15 protein-coding genes are annotated in these 18,028 nt (G+C 71.2%); 11 read left to right on the top strand and 4 right to left on the bottom strand.

What is annotated here, in order from left to right; translation table 11 throughout:
- Positions 1-12: 12 nt before the first annotated feature.
- On the top strand, positions 13-882 hold the full coding sequence (locus tag GPA03_RS20565; protein WP_241681419.1) for a helix-turn-helix domain-containing protein: 870 nt from the start codon (positions 13-15) through the stop codon (positions 880-882).
- A gap of 273 nt (positions 883-1,155) precedes the next feature.
- Positions 1,156-4,020 carry a sugar-binding domain-containing protein gene (locus GPA03_RS20560; protein ID WP_156253922.1) on the top strand — a complete coding sequence of 955 codons (2,865 nt, stop codon included), beginning with the start codon at positions 1,156-1,158 and terminating at the stop codon, positions 4,018-4,020.
- Positions 4,021-4,038: 18 nt separating this feature from the next.
- On the opposite strand, the gene GPA03_RS20555 is transcribed toward GPA03_RS20560, so the two are convergent.
- From GPA03_RS20555 to GPA03_RS20540, 4 genes are all read right to left on the bottom strand, one after another.
- Positions 4,039-5,172, bottom strand: coding sequence for a fatty acid desaturase family protein (locus GPA03_RS20555; protein WP_241681418.1), 1,134 nt, complete (start codon positions 5,170-5,172; stop codon positions 4,039-4,041).
- 83 nt (positions 5,173-5,255) lie between these two features.
- Positions 5,256-5,921, bottom strand: coding sequence for a response regulator transcription factor (locus tag GPA03_RS20550; RefSeq protein ID WP_277755262.1), 666 nt, complete (start codon positions 5,919-5,921; stop codon positions 5,256-5,258).
- A gap of 63 nt (positions 5,922-5,984) precedes the next feature.
- Positions 5,985-7,325, bottom strand: coding sequence for a sensor histidine kinase (locus tag GPA03_RS20545; RefSeq protein ID WP_156253921.1), 1,341 nt, complete (start codon positions 7,323-7,325; stop codon positions 5,985-5,987).
- A 141-nt stretch (positions 7,326-7,466) separates the two neighbouring features.
- On the bottom strand, positions 7,467-8,333 hold the full coding sequence (locus GPA03_RS20540) for an NAD(P)H-binding protein (protein WP_156253920.1): 867 nt from the start codon (positions 8,331-8,333) through the stop codon (positions 7,467-7,469).
- Positions 8,334-8,443: 110 nt separating this feature from the next.
- Between GPA03_RS20540 and GPA03_RS20535 the strand changes: the two genes are divergently transcribed.
- From GPA03_RS20535 to GPA03_RS20495, 9 genes are all read left to right on the top strand, one after another.
- Positions 8,444-9,382 (top strand): AraC family transcriptional regulator, encoded by a 939-nt coding sequence (locus tag GPA03_RS20535; RefSeq protein WP_156253919.1) that lies wholly within the window; start codon positions 8,444-8,446, stop codon positions 9,380-9,382.
- Between the two features lie 144 nt (positions 9,383-9,526).
- Positions 9,527-10,189, top strand: a complete 663-nt coding sequence (locus tag GPA03_RS20530; protein WP_156253918.1) for a TetR/AcrR family transcriptional regulator — start codon at positions 9,527-9,529, stop codon at positions 10,187-10,189.
- 37 nt (positions 10,190-10,226) lie between these two features.
- Positions 10,227-11,162: an ABC transporter ATP-binding protein gene (locus GPA03_RS20525; RefSeq protein WP_156253917.1), complete on the top strand. Its 936-nt coding sequence runs from the start codon at positions 10,227-10,229 to the stop codon at positions 11,160-11,162.
- Positions 11,159-12,805, top strand: a complete 1,647-nt coding sequence (locus tag GPA03_RS20520) for an ABC transporter permease (RefSeq protein ID WP_156253916.1) — start codon at positions 11,159-11,161, stop codon at positions 12,803-12,805. Before GPA03_RS20525 ends, GPA03_RS20520 begins: the two co-directional genes overlap by 4 nt.
- Positions 12,806-12,937: 132 nt before the next feature.
- Positions 12,938-14,224 carry a Na+/H+ antiporter NhaA gene (gene nhaA, locus GPA03_RS20515; protein WP_156253915.1) on the top strand — a complete coding sequence of 429 codons (1,287 nt, stop codon included), beginning with the start codon at positions 12,938-12,940 and terminating at the stop codon, positions 14,222-14,224.
- A complete protein-coding gene (locus GPA03_RS20510; RefSeq protein WP_156253914.1) occupies positions 14,214-14,948 on the top strand; it encodes an ABC transporter ATP-binding protein in 735 nt (244 codons plus the stop codon). Before nhaA ends, GPA03_RS20510 begins: the two co-directional genes overlap by 11 nt.
- The gene (locus GPA03_RS20505) at positions 14,945-15,694 is read left to right on the top strand and encodes an ABC transporter permease (protein ID WP_156253913.1); all 750 of its coding nucleotides are present in this window, start codon (positions 14,945-14,947) and stop codon (positions 15,692-15,694) included. The genes GPA03_RS20510 and GPA03_RS20505 overlap by 4 nt, the downstream gene beginning before the upstream one ends.
- 92 nt (positions 15,695-15,786) lie before the next feature.
- The gene (locus tag GPA03_RS20500; RefSeq protein WP_241681417.1) at positions 15,787-17,193 is read left to right on the top strand and encodes a TrkH family potassium uptake protein; all 1,407 of its coding nucleotides are present in this window, start codon (positions 15,787-15,789) and stop codon (positions 17,191-17,193) included.
- The gene (locus GPA03_RS20495; RefSeq protein ID WP_241681416.1) at positions 17,186-17,881 is read left to right on the top strand and encodes a potassium channel family protein; all 696 of its coding nucleotides are present in this window, start codon (positions 17,186-17,188) and stop codon (positions 17,879-17,881) included. The genes GPA03_RS20500 and GPA03_RS20495 overlap by 8 nt, the downstream gene beginning before the upstream one ends.
- Positions 17,882-18,028: the final 147 nt, after the last annotated feature.

The following is an 18,028-nucleotide window of genomic DNA, read 5'->3' as shown; positions in this document are numbered from 1 at the left end:
ACTGTCGCGCCCATGCGGATTCGTGAGGGCTTCCCCGGGCAGCGGTTGCGGGTGCTGCCGCCCGATGTGGTCCGCGCCGCGCTGGCCGCCGGGATGACCCGTCGGCTGCTCGTGACCGACGCCGGCCACTATCCGCATGCCCTGCATCACGGAGCCACGAGGCCGCACGGGGCCCACGGCACCATCATCATCGTGGTCTCCTCCGGCCGCGGCGCCTGCCGCACGGGTGAGCGTGTGGTCGAGGTGGGGCCGGGACAGGCGCTGGTGGTCCCGGCCCGCACACCGCACCGCTACTGGAGCGACGACAACGACCCATGGACGATCTCGTGGATGCACATCCAAGGGGCGGACGTCGTGGAGCTCGAGCGGGTCGTGACGCCGGAGGGTCACGCCGCGGTGGTGGACATGCACGAGCCGTTGCACGTGGTGGGCGAGCTGGAGCGGGCCCTGACGGCGATGGAGGTGGACGAGACGACGCCGCAGCTGCTGCGCGCCGCCGGCGCCGCATGGTCGGTGCTGGCTCAGCTCGTGGCGGACCAGGCGGCCGGGAGCCAGAACCGGACGGAACCGGTGCGCGCCGCCCAGAACTACCTGCGCGAGCACCTCGATGCACCGGTACGGGTGGGCGAGCTGGCAGCCCAGGTCGGGCTGAGCACCTCCCACTTCGCCGCGCTGTTCCGCAAGGCCACCGGTGGCGGGGTGATCGAGTACGTCAAGCGCCTGCGGATCGCACGGGCCAGCGAGCTGCTGGTGACGACCGCGATGCCGGTCGCCGAGGTCGCCCGCACGGTCGGCTACGACGACCCGTTCTACTTCTCGCGCCAGTTCCGCGGCGTCCACGACTGCAGCCCGAGCGAGTTTCGCGAGCGCGCCAACACCTGACCCACACCCCGCGTATCCCCGCCCGCCCCCGCCGAACAGGGGGTTCTCCCCGCCCGCCCCCGCCGAACAGGCGGTTCTGCGCGGTATGGGCGGTCTTTCCGGGCAGAAGGTCCTGTTCGGCAAGGTGGAGCGGGCAGAAGGACCTGTTCGGCCGGGGAGTGGCAGCCAACCACGGTTTCGTCCATGTGTTGCGGCGGAATCACCTATCCCCTTGCTGGCCGATCGGGCCATAACGTCGGATCGACCAGCATGTCGATCTGAGGAAGTGTCCCCATGACTGTCACCGACCGCACCGACGCCGTCACCGACCACTGGGAGCTCGACCTCGCGGGCACCTGGGCGTGCCGCCTGGACCCGCAGGGCGTGGGCGAGCTCGAGCAGTGGTTCCGCAGCCCGCTCGCCGCCGAGCACGCCGTCAGCCTTCCCGGCTCGATCCAGGAGCAGGGCATCGGCGACGAGATCACGCTCGACACCCCGTGGACGGGCAGCGTCGCCGACCGCTCGCTGGTCGAGGACGACCGCTACGCCCCGTACCGGGAGCCGGGCAACATCTCGATCCCGTTCTGGCTGCAGCCCCGGGTCTACTACCGGGGTGCGGCGTGGTACCAACGGGAGATCGACGTCCCGGCGGACTGGTCGGACCGTTCGGTGGTGCTCCACCTCGAGCGCGTCCACTGGGAGTCGACCGTCTGGGTGGACGAGCGGCGGGTGGGCCAGGGGCAAAGCCTCACGACACCGCACACCCACGACCTCGGTCGTCTCACCCCGGGCCGCCACCTGATCACGCTCCGGGTGGACAACCGGATGGTCGTCGACGTCGGCCCCAACGCCCACAGCGTCACCGACCACACGCAGGGGAACTGGAACGGCGTCGTCGGGAGCCTCACGCTGGCAGCGGTGCCGGCGGTCCGGATCAGCCGGGTCCGGGTCTTCCCGGACCACGCGCGGCGCCTCGTCACGGCGAAGATCGACCTGGCGGCGGGGCCCGCCGGGGCGGGCGTCGGCAGCGTGCGGGTGCACGCCCGCGGCCTCGGCGACGACGGCGCGGGCACCGACCCGGTCGTCGTCGCCTTCGACGAGGACTACGGCGAGCACCTCGACGCCCGCGGGCTGACGGCGGCCGGCGGGCACGTCGACGTCGAGGTGCCCCTCGGACCCGCCGCCCGCACCTGGGACGAGTTCTCGCCCCACCTGTACGAGCTCGAGGTCGAGATCGTCACCACCGTGGACGGTCGCGAGCACCGCGACCGCACCACCACCGTCTTCGGGCTGCGCGACATCGGCACCGACGGCCGGCACCTGCTGATCAACGGCCGCAAGAGCTTCATCCGCGGCACCCTGGAGTCGTGCGTCTTCCCGCTCACGGGATACCCGCCCACCGACGTCGCCTCCTGGCGCCGGATCATCGATGTCTGCCGCGAGCACGGGCTCAACCTGCTGCGCTTCCACTCCTGGTGCCCGCCGGAGGCGGCCTTCCGCGCCGCGGACGAGGCCGGCTTCTACTTCCAGATCGAGGGGCCGGTGTGGGCCAACCAGGGCGCCGGGCTGGGCGAGGCCCGGCCGGTCGACGACTTCGTGCACACCGAGACCGGCAGGATCCTCGACACCTTCGGCAACCACCCCTCGTTCATCATGATGGCGCACGGCAACGAGCCGGGCGGGCGTGACGCCGAGTTCCTCACCGCGTGGCTGCAGCGCTGGCGCGCGTACGACGGGCGCCGGCTCTACACCTCGGGCGCCGGCTGGCCGGTGCTCGAGGTGAACGACTTCGACAACGACTTCGAGCCGCGCGCGCACCGCTGGGGCGAGGGCCTGTCCTCGCGCCTCAACGGCACCGCCCCCGAGACCTGCACCGACTACGCAGACCGGGTGGTCCGGTCGGACCGGCCCGTGATCAGCCACGAGATCGGCCAGTGGTGCGTGTACCCCGACTTCGGCGAGGTCGACAGCTACACGGGGCTGATGCAGCCCCGCAACTTCGGCATCTTCGCGGACTTCCTGGCGCAGAACGGGATGGCGGACCAGGCCGAGGACTTTCTGCGCGCCTCCGGGCGGCTGCAGGTGCTCTGCTACAAGGAGGAGATCGAGTCCGCGCTGCGGACCGAGGGCTTCGGCGGGTTCCACCTGCTGGGGCTCAGCGACTTCCCCGGCCAGGGGACCGCGCTCGTGGGGGTGGTCGACCCGTTCTGGCGGTCGAAGGCCTACTGCTCACCCGCGGAGTTCGCTCGCTTCTGCGGGCCGACCGTGCCGCTGGCGCGGCTGCCGCGCCGGGTCCTGGCAGCGACCGGCGGCATCGAGCTCGAGGCCCAGGTCGCGCACTTCGGCGCCGAGCCCATCCGCGCCGACATCGCATGGTCGCTCAGGGACCCCTCGGGTGCCGAGGTCAGCAGCGGTGTCCTCGTGACCGACGCCGCCATCGAGATCGGCAACCACAACCGCTGGGGCACCACGACGCTGCCGGTGCCGGCAGGCGAAGGCGAAGACACCGCCCCCGCCCAGTACTCGCTCGCGCTCGCGGTGCAGACCCCCGAGGGGCAGCGCTTCGAGAACGACTGGGACATCTGGGTGATGCCCGAGGAGACCGACCCGAGCACCGCCGTCGAGCACTCGATCCACGTCACCGACGACCCACGTGAGGCGATCGAGCGAGCCGAGGCCGGTGCCGACGTGCTGCTCCAGGTCCGGCCTGCGGACATCGGCAACGATGTCGCCCTCGGCTTCACCACGGTGTTCTGGAACACGGCGTGGACGCACGGGCAGGCGCCGCACACGCTCGGGCTGCTGCATGACCCGGGTCACCCGGTCTTCGCCGGCTTCCCGACCGACGGCACCACGAACTGGCAGTGGTGGGAGCTCGTGCAGGGGGCGAAGGCGATGCTGACCGACGGCCTGCCCGAGGGCCTGCGGCCGCTGGTGCAGCCGATCGATACCTGGTTCGAGGCGCGCCCGTTGGGCGCTCTCCTCGAGGCCCGGCTCGGCAACGGCCGGATCGTGGTCTCCTCGCTCAACCTCGAGCCCGGGGCCGAGCGGCCCGCGGCGAGCCAGTTCCGCCGGTCCCTGCTCAGCTACATGAGCAGTGCCGCGTTCGCGCCGGAGCACACCCTGGAGTCGTCCCAGGTACTGAGCCTGCTCCGCTGACGCGGCAGCAGGAAGCGCTCAGATCCCGCCGGCGCGCAGCGACCCGGCCAGCGGGCACGCCCACACGTCGATGTTCCCGCGGCCCACGCGGTTGATGTACCGCGCGACCTCCACGTACGACCGGCCGAGCGACGTCTCGTGATAGTTGATCCCGAGCTTCTCGCAGTGCTCCCGGACCATGGGGGCGACCTTGCGGAGGTTGGGGCGCGACATCGAGGGGAACAGGTGGTGCTCGATCTGGTAGTTGAGGCCACCCAGCAGGGTGTCGACGAACCGGCCACCGCTGATGTTTCGGCTCATGAGCACCTGGCGGCGGAGGAAGTCGATGCGGACCTCCTTGGGCACCATCGGCATCCCGATGTGGTTGGGGGCGAAGGACATCCCCAGGTAGAACCCGAACACCAGCACCTCGACGGCGATGAACGCGAGGGCGATCGGCCAGGACATCACGAGGAATGCGAAGCCGATCAGCGTCGCCTGGCGGATGACGATGAACGCGATCTCGGTCCAGCGGCGGTCCACGGGCTCGCGGCTCAGCAGCCGCTGGAACCCGGCCACGTGCAGCTGCAGCCCGGCCAGGGTCATGATCGGGAAGAACCACACGCCCTGGTAGCTGGAGAGCCAGCGCTGGAACGCCGTCGGGCGGTCGCGGGCGTCTTCCGGCGTGTAGGCGACGGTGCCACGGCGCACGTCGGGGTCGCGGCCGGCCTGGTTCGGCGTGGCGTGGTGCTTGCTGTGCTTGACCTGCCACCAACCGAGGCCCATGCCGACGAACAGGTTGATCACGACGAGCGCGGTCCACTCGTTCAGCTTTCCGGAGGCGAAGATCTGACGGTGCGCGGCGTCGTGGCCGAGGAAGGCGATCTGCGTCATCAGCACCGCGAGCAGGAAGGCCATGCCCAGCTGCCACCAGCTGTCGCCGATCAGGATCGAGCCCACTGTCAGGCCGGCCAGCATGAGCGGGTAGGCGACCATCCGCGAGATGTACCAGGCGTGCGAGCGAGCCATCAGCCCCTCGGCCTTGACCCGCTTCGTCAGATCGGTGAAGTCGCTGAGGTGCCGCGTGTTCCGCTCCTTGCGCACGCGCGGCGCCGGTGCCGGCGCCGGTGCCGCGCTCGTGCGCTCTTCCGGCGCTTCCAAGACCATCGTCATAAAACCATGGTCGTCTGCCGATGGCGCCCTGTCGTCACCCGCACGGTTCGACCTCGAGTAGTACGCGAGAGTGATGCGGACCCTCAGGAGCCGACGGTGATCAGTCCGCTCTCGTAGGCAGCCACGACGATCTGAGTCCGGTCCCGCAGCCCGAGCTTCATCAGCACGCGGCTGACGTGCGTCTTCACCGTCTGCTCGGCGAGCACCAGCTCGGCCGCGATCTCGGCGTTCGACAGCCCCCGCGCCACCAGCTTCGCGACCGCCAGCTCACGGTCCGTCAGGTCGCTGAAGCGGGCGGCGTCCGCATGCGCGCGCGCCGGCTGCGACACGAATTCCGATATGACCGAGCGCGTGATCGAGGGGCTGAGCAGCGCGTCCCCGCCGGCCACCACGCGAACCGCGTGGATGAGGTCCGCGGCGGGCGCGTCCTTGAGGAGGAAGCCGCTCGCACCCGCCCGCAGGGCCTCGAACACGTAGGAGTCGAGATCGAACGTGGTGAGGATGATGATGCGCGGCTCGAGGTCGGGCAGCGCCGCGATCCGCCTGGTCGCCTCGATGCCGTCGACCTCGGGCATGCGGATGTCCATCAGCACCACGTCGGGTCTGGTGCGGATGACGAGATCCACGGCCTCGGCGCCGTCGGAGGCGTCCCCCACCACGGTGATGCCCTCCTGGGCGTTGAGCAGCGCACCGAACCCGGCTCGCACCATCGCCTGGTCGTCGACGATCGCTACCCGGGTCTCGTCCACGTGCGTTCCGTTCTGATGGAGGTCTCGGAGCGAGGATCTCACCTTTCGACCCCTGGACCGAACTCAGCCCTCGCTGCCCGACGGCGGAGCCAGGCTCTCGTCGTCGGGCTCGGGCTGGGGGGTCCTTCCCTCTTCCGCCTGCCGGCACGGCAGCACCGCATGCACGAGGAAGCCGCCGTCTGGGGTGGGCTCGGCGGTCAGGGTGCCCCGCACGAACCCGGCGCGTTCGTGCATGCCGCGCAGACCGAAGCCGTGGCCCTCGGTCACGCGTATCGGTGCGGTCGGCGCCGAGTTCACGACCTCCACGATCACGTGCTGCAGGGTGATCGTGATGCTGACCTCGATGTCGCTCCCGGGCGCGTGTCGCAGGGCGTTGCTCAGCGCCTCCTGCACGATCCGGTAGGCGCTGAGCGAGGTGGCCTCGGAGACGTGCGGGTCGTCGAGCTCGCCAGCGACGTGCAGCCGCACCGACTCCGCGCCTCGGCGCGTGCTCTCGATGAGGGTGGGGAGAAAGCTCAACGTCGGTTGCGGCGCGAGCAGGTTCTCGCTGTCCTCCTGCCTCAGCACGGCCAGCAGACCGCGCATCTCGACCAGTGCGCTGCGCGCGGAGTCGGTGATGTCGTCGAGCTCGGCGATCACCTCGGCGGGGACGTCCTCGATCCGGTACTGCAGCGTGGAGGCCTGGATGGAGATGACGGACAACCCGTGCGCCACCACGTCGTGGAGCTCCCGGGCGATCCGGTTGCGCTCCTCCATCAGCAGCCGCCGCTCCTGGGCGGTGGCCGCGATCTCCTGCTGCTCGAGCAGCTCGGCGCGGCTCTGCTGCCACTGGTGGATGAGGATCCCGAAGATCACCACGAGCGCGCAGACCGAGAACGCGGTGATCACGTTGGTCGCGAACCGGCCCCAGCCACCGTTGTGCCACGGCAGCCCGACCAGCGTGCCCGCCAGCACCGGGAGCACCGCCCCCGCGACCGGCAGCAGCCACTTCTCCCGCACAGCCAGGATGAACACCATCAGAGCGCACGTCACGATCGTGATCACCGGCATCGGCCAGGGCAGCTCGCCGTGCCCCACCGCTGTGAGGAGAGTGGTGGCCGCCACCGCCACCGTGGCCGCCACGACCGCGAACCACGGTCTGCCCAACGCCCACACGAGCGTTGCGGCGTGCAGCACGGCGACCACGATCGCGATCGCGACCACCGCGTCGTACAGCGACGGCATGGTCGAGGCGTTGATGATCAGCACGGCGATCATCGAGAGCCACACGAGCACACGGATCCAGCTCTGCGACAGCAACCGGACGCCGATGCGGTGCAGCAGCCGGTCGATGCGCTCGAGCACGTTCGCGGGGAACGCCGCCCGTTCCGGTGCGCTCACCGCCATCCGCCCACGCGCTCTCATGGTCGTACCGTCTCGCACATCGGGCGTGCTCGTCACCTTGGCGGCCCCACCATCGGCGCACCGGCAACCCCGACCTCGGCGCTCGCGACTCCTCGAGGGGCACCTCGACGCCGGCGCCACGCACGCCGAGGTGCCCCTGCGTCACGGCACGGGAACGGCCGCGAGCACCCGCCGCAGCGTCGTCCTCAGGGTGGTGCGGCCGGTGAGTCGCTGCGCGCTGCGGTACTGCAGCAGCCCACGCCGATCGGCGTCGTACAGGCCCGCGAGCTCGTGGGCGAGCTGATCGGGCAGCCCGGCCTCGACCATCGAGCCGACCCACCCCTCGCGGGGGATCGTGACCACCGGCACCGAGCGCCCGAGCAGCTCGGCGAGCAGGTTCGCGACGTCCTGCTCGCTGTGGTGCGGTCCCTCGAGGTCGATCACCTCGTTGCTCGACGGCGGGGCGAGCAGCCGCTCGGCTGCGATCTCACCGATGTCGTGGGTGGCGATCATCGGCGCCGGCTCGGCCGCGGTGTCGCCGAAGACCGGGTAGATCCCGGCACCGAGGACGGCGTCCAGCACGGTCTCGACCTTCTCCTGGAAGTGGCAGGCGCGCAGCGCGGTGACCACCGCGCCGGAGTCGCGGAGCTGGTTCTCGAGGTGGTGCAGCCAGCGGATCGGCCCGGTGCCCTCGGCGAGATCGGCACCCAGCGACGAGAGCGCGACGACGTGCGGGGCACCGCTGGCCGCGACCGCAGCGGCGATCGACTCGGCCATGCGGCGGTGCTCGGCGTCCGACGCGCTGGGGAGGGTGGGCAGCAGGACGAAGACGCCGTCGCTGCCGCGGAACGCATCGGCCAGCGCCAGCGGTTCGAGCAGGTCGGCGACCGCGGTGTCCGCCCCGCGCGCCGCCCAGGGCTTGCCCTTCTCGGCCGACCTCACGACGGCCCGCACGGGCGCGCCTCGCTCGAGCAGCCTCGAGGCGGTCGCTCCCCCGACGTGACCGGTGACTCCAGTGATCGTGTACATCGTTCGTCCTCTCGTTCATCAGCGTTCGTGTGCTCCAGTACAGGCGCTCCCGATGAGCCGATCCATGTCTGAACGGTGCGATCTCATGTCTGTGCGTCTACGCTTCCGGGGTGGACCCGCTCGCCGATCTCCTCGACGGCGTCCGCGCGCGCACCGCGGCGTTCTGCCAGGCGGTGCTGGACCCGCCATGGGGGCTGCGTATCGCCGACGGCGCGGCGCTCGCGTTCGCGACCGTGCTCCAGGGCGAGGCATGGGTGGTCCCGGACGACGGCGAGCCGGTCCACATGGACCGCGGCGACGTGGCGATCGTCAAGGGGCCCGCGCCGTACACGGTGGCGCATGAACCAGGCGCGGTCCCCGACCTCGTGGTGCACGCCGACAACAGGCTGACCACCACGGACGGAGCCGACGTCACGGACATGCTCAGGCTCGGCCCGCGCACGGCCGGGCGGAGCATGGACGGCTCCGCGATCGTTGCCAGCGGGACGTATCAGGTCACCAGCGAGGTGACGGGCAAGCTCCTGGACGCGCTGCCGACCGTGCTGCTCGTGCCGGCAGCCGAGGCACAGGGTCCGGTGATGGAGCTGCTGGCCGCGGAGGTCGGGCGCGACGGCCCCGGTCAGCAGGTGGTGCTGGATCGACTGCTCGACATCGCGCTGGTCGCCACGCTGCGGGCGTGGTTCGAACGCTCCGAGGCACGGACCCCGGGGTGGTACGGCGCGCACAGCGACCCCGTGGCCGGCCCCGCCCTCCGGCTGCTGCACGACGACCCCGCCCACCCCTGGACCGTCGCGACGCTGGCAGCCAAGGTCGGCTGCTCGCGGGCCGCCCTCGCGAGGCGATTCGCCGGCTCGGTCGGCGAACCCCCGATGAGCTACCTCACCGGCTGGCGGATCGCGCTGGCCGCCGACCTCCTGCGCAGCTCCGACCGGACCCTGGAGTCGATCGCCCACCAGGTCGGCTACGCCAACGCCTTCGCGCTCAGCGTCGCCTTCAAACGGGTCCGCGGGCTCTCGCCCACGCACTTCCGCACCCGGGCGCTCGACTAGGGAACGCGAACTGTCCGGCTCGGTCGCTTCGGGGTGCATCGAGGCCACGAGGTGGACCGAGATCGCCCCGACATCGTCACCCGACGCTCCTGGCCACAGGCGACCTCTCGGCACCGGACTAAACGGGCGTGTAGGATCCTATACATGCGTGTAGGCCGGGCTGATCTCAACACGCGCAGTCGCGTGCGCGAGGCTGCGATCGCGGTCTTCGGTCAGCAGGGCCTCGATGCACCGCTGCGTGCCGTGGCCGCCGAGGCGGGGCTGACCGCGGGCCGCATCGTGCAGCTGTTCGGGTCGAAAGACGGGCTGCGCCGCGCCTGCGATGACCACGTGTTCGGGGTGATCCGCACGGCCAAGCGGGACACGATGGTGAGCAGCGCGGGTGCCACGATGATCAGCCGGTTCGCCATGCTGGACGAGTTCGTGCCCTACCTGGCCTACGTCGCTCGCAGCGTGCAGGCCGGGGGCGAGCACGCGCGGGAGTTCATCGACCACATGGTCGAGGACGCCCTGGATTACATGGCTGACGCGGTCGCCGCCGGAACGGTGCTGCCGAGCCGAGACGAGCGCGCCCGGGTCCGCTACCTCACCGAGATCTCCCTCGGCCACCTCGCGCTGCGGCTCTCGCTCGACGCGCCTCAGGACGCCGAGGAGCTCGCCTCGTGCCTGCGCACGCACCTCGACGCCATGGCGCTGCCGGCGCTGGAGCTCTACACGCAAGGCTTCCTGAGCGATCGCAGGATGCTCGATTCCTACCTGCTGTACGTGGGCGACCCGCCGGGTCAGGAGCAGGCCGCCTCGGCCTGATCCGGATCCGACCACTCCCCACTCTCGAAGGAATCACATGTCCGCACCTGTGCGGCGCACTGACGTGCCCGCCATCGATATTCATGACCTCCGCAAGTCCTACGGCTCGGTCACCGCGCTCGACGGCCTCGACCTCCAGGTCGGCGCAGGCGAGGTGCACGGCTTCCTCGGCCCCAACGGCGCCGGGAAGTCCACGACGATCCGGATCCTGCTCGGGCTGCTGCGCTCCGACGGCGGGACCGTGCGCCTGCTGGGCGCCGACCCCTGGGCCGATGCGGTCGAGCTGCACCGCCGGCTCGCCTACGTACCGGGCGACGTCGAGCTCTGGCCGAATCTCTCCGGAGGGGAGGCCATCGACCTGCTCAGCCGGCTGCGCGGCGGCAGCGACTCCGCCCGCCGGGACGAGCTGTGCGAGCGCTTCGACCTGGACCCGACGAAGAAGGGCCGGACCTACTCCAAGGGCAATCGGCAGAAGGTGGCTCTCGTGGCCGCCCTGGCTAGCGACGTCGACGTGCTGCTGCTCGACGAGCCGACAGCCGGCCTCGACCCGCTCATGGAGGCAGCGTTCCAGGCCTGCATCCGCGAGGCCAAGGACGCCGGCCGCACCGTGCTGCTCTCCAGCCACATCCTCGCGCAGGTCGAGGTGCTCGCCGACCGCATCTCGATCATCCGCCAGGGGCGGATCGTGGAGAGCGGGTCGCTCACCGAGCTGCGCCACCTGACGCGCACGTCGATCACGATTCTCACCGATCGCCCGACCGATCGACTCGGCGGGCTCGCGGGCGTGCACAACGTGCAGGTCGATGGCGCTCAGGTCACTTTCGAGGTCGACGGCGCTCACGTTCGCGAGGTCGTCAAGGCGCTGGCCGAGCTCGACGTCCAGGGCCTGACCGCCCACCCGCCGACCCTCGAGCAGCTGCTGCTGCGGCACTACGGCGACGAGCTCGCCCACAGCGCGCAGGGGGCGCGATGACCGCCGCCGTCGCCACGCCCACCCGGCGGACCAGCGCGGGTACGGGCCCGCTGACCGGCACGGGCACGTTGCTGCGGTTCATGCTCCGCCGCGACCGCGTCCGCTTCCCGGCGTGGACGCTGGGCCTCGCGGCGTTCATGTCCTACTTCGTGACCGCGCTGCCACAGATCTACGCCACCCCGGCGGATATCCGGGCGGTGGCACCACTGCTGCAGGGCCCGATGGGTGCTCTCTTCGGCGGACCCGGGTACGGCATGGACGACCCGCGCCTGGAGCACCTGCTCGCCGGCCTCTACGGGGTGTACGTGCTGCTCGGAGCCGGGCTGATGAGCCTGCTCACCGTGGTGCGGCACACCCGCACGGAGGAGCACGCCGGCCGATCCGAGCTCGTTCGCTCCAACGTGGTCGGTCGGCACGCCCAGCTGACCGCCGCTCTGGTGATGACCGCAGCCATGAACGTCGTCGTGGTCGTGCTGGTCGGCGCCTTGATGACCGGGCAGGGTTTCGCGACCACCGGCTCGTGGCTGTTCGCCGTCAGCGCCGGCGCTATGGGCATGTCCTTCGCCGGCGTCGCGGCGACCACGGTCCAGCTCTCGGAGTACCCCCGAGCCGCCGCCGGCGCGGCGGGGGGTGCGCTCGGTGGGGCGTTCGCGCTGCGGGCGCTCGGCGACATGACCTCCGAGCACGGCAACGCCCTGTCCTGGTTGTCTCCGATCGGCTGGGCTCAGCAGACCGCTCCCTACGTCCTGGACCGGTGGTGGCCGCTCGGGATCTCCGTCGCGTTCGCCGTCGCGACGGCGACACTTGGTTACGCGCTGTCGTCTCGCCGTGATCTCGCGGCGGGGCTGGTGCCGCCACGCCCCGGGCCCGCTCGAGCGGCGCCGTGGCTGCGCAGCCCGCTCGCGCTCGCGTGGCGGTTGCACCGCGCCCAGATCGTGGGCTGGGCGCTGGCGCTCGTCGTCGCAGGCGGTGCGTACGGGGCCTTCACCGGTCCGGCACTGGACGTCTTCGAGGACGCCCCCGAGGAGCTGCTGGTGGTCATGGGCGGCACCGAGGACATCGGCAACGGCTTCCTCACGGTCCTGGCCCTCACCTTCGGGATCACCGTGGCCGTGTACGCGGTGCTGGCCGCGCAGACGATCCGCACCGAGGAGACCAGCGGGCGTGCCGAGCCGGTGCTCGGCACCGCCGTCAGCCGGGCGGGGTGGCTCGGCAGCCACCTGCTCGTGACGGCGATCGGCAGCCTGGTGCTGCTGCTCGCCTCCGGACTGGCCACCGGCGTCGGAGCCGCGATCAGCGTCGGCGAGGCCGGGCTGGTCGCCGACATGGTCCTGGCCACGGTCAGCTTCGCGCCTGCCGTGTGGGTGGTGCTGGCGCTGGCGGCGCTGCTGTACGGCGCGGCGCCACGGGCGCTCGCCGCCGTGTGGGCGCTCGTCGTGTACGGGATGATCGTGGGCTTCTTCGCGCCGCTCCTCGATCTGCCTGACGCCGCACTGTGGCCGTCACCGTTCGAGCACGTCGGCGGGTACCCGCTCGAACCGGTCTCGGTCGTCGGCCTCGTCGTGCTGACGCTGGTCGCTGCGGGCCTTGCAGCCGCCGGGATCACCGCGTTCAGGCGCCGCGACGTCCTCGGCACGGGGTAGGCACCACTGGGCTCGCGCGTGTCCACCTGGCTCCTCGATCCGACCTAGACTGGTCGAGGAGAGCCGGGAAGCCTGGTCGGCAGCACCCTTCGGCGACCCCGCCGAGCGGGTACGCCAGCCAGGGAGTCCCCGATGCCTGATCACGTCCGCTCCGACCTGCCCGCGCGTCTCGCACGCTGGGCCTCACGGGAGACCACCGCCGGTGCGTTGCTGCTCGCGGCCGCGGCGATCGCGCTGCTGTGGTCGAACTCGCCGTGGCGCGGCGGCTACGCCGCTCTCTCCGAGATCACCGTGGGGCCCGCGGCGTGGCATCTGGACCTGTCCCTGTCGGGATGGGCTGCCGACGGTCTGCTGGCGATCTTCTTCTTCGTGGTCGGCGTCGAGCTGAAGCAGGAGTTCGTCACGGGCAGCCTGCGCCGCCCCAAGGAGGCGGCCGTGCCGGTGCTCGCGGCCGTGGGCGGCATGGCGCTCCCGGCCGGGATCTTCGTCGCCGTGGTGCTGCTGCTCGGCGACCCGAGCGCACTGGGCGGCTGGGCGATCCCGACGGCGACCGACATCGCCTTCGCCCTCGGGGTGCTGGCGATCTTCGGGCGCGGACTCCCGGTCGCGTTGCGTGTCTTCTTGCTGACACTGGCGGTGGTAGACGATCTGCTCGCCATCACCGTGATCGCGGTCTTCTACACCGATTCCATCTCGTGGGGACCGTTGCTGGCGGCGCTCGCCGTGATCGGTGCTTTCGCCCTGGTGGCGCGTGCCCGCTGGGCTCGCTGGTGGCTGCTGCTTCCGCTGGCACTGATCGCGTGGGCGCTCATGCACGCCTCCGGGGTGCACGCGACCATCGCCGGGGTGCTGCTCGGCATGTGTGTCGCCGCCCGGCCGCTGCACGGCGAGGACACCTCCCGGGCGCTGCAGTACGAGCACACCGTCCGGCCGATCTCGTCGGTGATCGCGCTGCCGGTCTTCGCCCTGTTCTCGGCCGGCGTCAACCTCGTGGACGGCGAGGGCATCGCCGCGCTCCTGTCCGAGCCCGTGCTGCCCGCGATCGCGATCGCCTTGGTGCTGGGCAAGATCGTCGGGGTGCTGGGGGTCACTGCGGCGGTCACGAAGCTCACGCCGCTGCGCTTGGCGGACGCCCTGGGGATCCGCGATCTGCTCCCGGTGGCGCTCCTCACCGGAATCGGGTTCACGGTCTCGCTGCTGATCGCCGAGCTCTCGTTCCCTGACTCGGGGCACACCGATGCAGCGACGCTGGGCGTGCTGGCGGGCACCGCCGTGGCGGCGACGCTGGCGGCCGTGAGCCTGCGTTGGGACGCGCACAAGGTGCGCAAGGCCGACATGAACGAGGACGGCCTGCCCGACGCGGACGACCGGACGATCGGCACCGACGGCGAATGGCCGGAGACGAGCGATGACCGTTGACCACACCCCCGTGCTCACCCTGGCGGGCGTGCTGCAGCGGTACCGCAACGGCGCGGGTGTGGGTCCGATCGATCTCTCGGTCCAGCCCGGGCAGGTGCACGCGATCGTCGGGCTGAACGGGGCCGGCAAGTCCACCCTCATGCGGCTGGTCCTGCGGATGATCGACGCTCAGGCAGGTCAGGTCCGGGTGCTCGGGACGCCCGTGCAGGACGCGGGGCCGGCCGAGTGGGCGAGGGTGGGCCACGCCGTCGAGGGTGCGGAGAGCTACCCCGAGCTCACCGTGGCGCAGAACCTGCTCATCGCGGGTCGGCTGCACGGCCTGGCGCCGCACCGCGCGCGTATGGCCGCTCGCGAGCTGATGGCGGAGATGGACATCACCGACCTGGCCCGCCGACGCGTGCGCGCGCTGTCATCGGGCAACCGCCAACGGACCCGGATCGCTGCCGCACTGCTGCACGACCCGGAGCTCGTCGTGCTCGACGAGCCGACAGCCTTTCTCGACCCGGCCGGGGTGCTGCTGCTGCGCCGAGCGATCCGCGAGCGCGCGGCGCGCGGGGTGGGGTTCCTGGTCTCCAGCCACCATCTCGACGAGATCGCTCGCACGGGCGACACCATCACGGTGCTCAACCAGGGCCGAGTGATCGGTTCGATCGATCCCGAAGGTGCAGACATCGAGCGAGCGTTCTTCGCCCTCGTGCACGCCGACACCACCCGAGCGTCATGACTCCCGCACTGTGGGTCGAGGCCGTGAAGGCCATGCGTGGCACCGCCACGTGGGTCATCACCGCCGCCGTGGCGATCGGACCTGCGTCCATCAGCGTCGCGTTGCTCCTCGCGGCCCGGAACGAGAGCGCCGTGGCCGCGGCGCAGCTGGAGCCGTTCACACGTGGGGACCCCTGGGCCGACCTCGCGACCCTGATGGGCGTGATCGGCGCGGCGGGCGGGCTGCTCGCCTTCGGCACCTACCTGGGCTGGTCGTTCGGCCGCGAGTTCACCGACCGCACCATCGGGTCCATGTTCGCGATCCCGACCTCGCTCAGGCAGATCGCGACGGCGAAGCTGGCCGTGTACGCAGCGGTGGTGTCGGTGACGACCGCGATCTGCGTCGCGGCCTACCTGGTCGCCGGGCTGGCCATGCACTACCCCAGCGCCGACTGGGCGGCCGCGCTCAAGCTCGCCGCCGTGCTGGCGCTCACGGGTCTGCTCGCCACCCCGTGCGCGTGGGCAGCGACTGCCAGCAAGGGCGTGCTGGGCGCCGTCGGGCTCGCCGTCGCACTCCTGGCCCTCTCGCAGATCGCCATCTTCACGGTCGGAGCATGGTTCCCGTTCGCCGTCGCTGGCGCCTGGGCCGGTCTGGCTGGCACGGGTCCCCTCACCCCGAACGCCGCCCAGGTGCTGCTCGCGGTGGTGACCGGGGCGGGCTTCGCTGTCCTCACCGTCCACCGCTGGGGACAGCTACGCCTCCGTTGACGGCAAGGGTGGCCGGGAACACCAGGTCGTCGTAGGTCCCGCCACGTCGGGTCATCAGCACGTCGGCGAGCCAAGGCGTAGTGTCACCCCCCGTGAGTAGCCGTCGGCGACCGTCGTTGGTCCGCTCGCGTACCCGGATCCTGCAGCGCCCGGGTCAGGTGCTGGTGGCCGGCTTCGCCGCCGCGATCGCCATCGGCACGCTGCTGCTGATGCTGCCGATCGCGGTCGTCGACGCCCCGCCGGCCGGGGCCTTGCCGGCCCCGCTCAACGCCGCCGGCGGTGCACCGGCGGTGGTGGCACTGTTCACGGCCACCTCAGCCGTGTGCGTCACCGGCCTGGTCGTCGTCGACACCCCGACGTACTGGAGCGCGTTCGGCGAGGTCGTCATCCTCGTGCTGATCCAGTTCGGGGGCCTCGGCATCATGACCTTCGCGTCCCTGCTGTCGATCCTGCTGGCGCGGCGCCTCGGACTGCGGTCGCGGCTCGTCGCGAGCGCGTCCGTGCGCACGCTCGGCGTCGCCGACATGAAGAGCGTGCTGCTCGGGGTCGCCAAGGTGAGCTTCGGGGTGGAGGCGGCCGTCGCGCTCATCCTGACCGCCCGGCGCATCGTCGGCGACGACGCCGGCATGGGCGAGGCCGCCTGGTTCGGGGTCTTCCACGCCGTGTCAGCCTTCAACAACGCCGGCTTCGCGCTGTTCTCGGACAGCCTGATGGGCTTCGTGAGCGACCCGTGGGTGTGCGTGCCGATCATGACCGCGATCGTCATCGGCGGACTCGGCTTCCCCGTGCTGTTCGAGCTCCGGCGGCAGGTCCGGTTCCCGCGGCGTTGGTCGATGCACACCAAGCTGGTCGTGATCGGGACCGTGGTGCTTCTCGTCGTCGGCACCGTGACGATCACCGCGCAGGAGTGGACCAATCCCGACACGCTCGGCCCGCTCTCGGTGGGCCAGAAGCTGCTCGCCGGCGGGTTCGCCGCGGTCTCGGCACGGACTGCGGGCTTCAACACGCTCGACATCGCCGCGATGCACACGCAGACGTGGTTCACGCACGACGTGCTGATGTTCATCGGGGGTGGGCCCGCGGGAACCGCAGGAGGACTCAAGATCACGACGTTCGCCGTCCTGCTCTTCATCATCGTCACCGAGGTGCGCGGCGGCACCGCCGTCAACATCCTCGGCCGCAGGATCGGGCGGTCGGTGCACCGGGAGGCGACCACGGTGGCGCTGCTCGCCGTGGCCGCAGTGCTGGCCTGCACGTGGCTCCTGCTCGTGGGGACCCCGTTCAGCCTGGACCAGATCCTGTTCGAGTCGATCTCCGCGTTCGCGACGGTCGGCCTGTCCACCGGCATCACCCACCTGCTGCCGCCCACCGCGCAGCTGCTGCTCGTCGTCATGATGTTCATCGGACGACTCGGGCCGTTGGCGCTGGCCTCCGCGCTGGCGCTGCGCGCCCGAGCTGCGATGATCGAGCTCCCGAAGGAGAGGCCTCTCATTGGCTAGCATCCCCCGCCCCAAGCATGGATCGATCGCACTCAGCGACGGCGACTCGGTCGTCGTCGTCGGGCTCGGGAGGTTCGGCAGCGCACTCGCGAACGAGCTCGCCCAGGCCGGCGTCGAGGTGCTGGGGATCGACACCGACCCCGAGATCGTGCAGACGATGAGCGAGACCCTCACGCAGGTGGTGCGTGCCGACGCGACCAAGCGCGAGGTGCTGGAACAGCTCTCGGTGCCCGACTTCACGCACGCCGTCGTGGCCATCGGCTCCGACATCGAGGCCTCGATCCTGGTGACGTCGTGGCTGCTGCGCTTCGAGATCGAGCACCTCTGGGCGAAGGCCATCAGCGAGGCTCACGGCCAGATCCTCACGCAGCTCGGTGTGCGCAACGTGGTGTATCCCGAGGCGGACATGGGTCGCCGGGTCGCGCACCTGCTGCGCGGCTCGATCGCCGACTACCAGGACCTGGGCGGCGGGTTCGCCGCCGTGACGGCGAAGGCTCCGCCGTCGGTGGTCGGCCGGCCGCTGGAGGAGGTCGGGATGCGCAAGAAGCACGACCTCAACATCGCGGCCGTGCTCCGCGCGGACGGCACCTGGGCGCACGCGACCGGACAGACCATCCTCAACTGGGACGACACGGTCATCGTCATCGGTCCCTCCGAGCTCGCGGAGCGCTTCATCGACATGGCGTGACGTCGGAGCGCCGCCCGCGCCGGATGGGCGTGCGATCGGGGACGACCCCGGCGGGATGTCGCGGGACGTTGGTCACTTGTGCCTGCCCGCCTGCGGAGGAGAGTGGGAGCAACCGAAGGAATCCAGGTGACCGCCTCCCGCACGCCC

This window comes from Pseudactinotalea terrae, assembly GCF_009733845.1.
GTDB classification, from domain to species: domain Bacteria; phylum Actinomycetota; class Actinomycetes; order Actinomycetales; family Beutenbergiaceae; genus Pseudactinotalea; species Pseudactinotalea terrae.
Note: the sequence above shows the minus strand (reverse complement) of the source record. Positions and strands in the feature narration are given on the sequence as shown.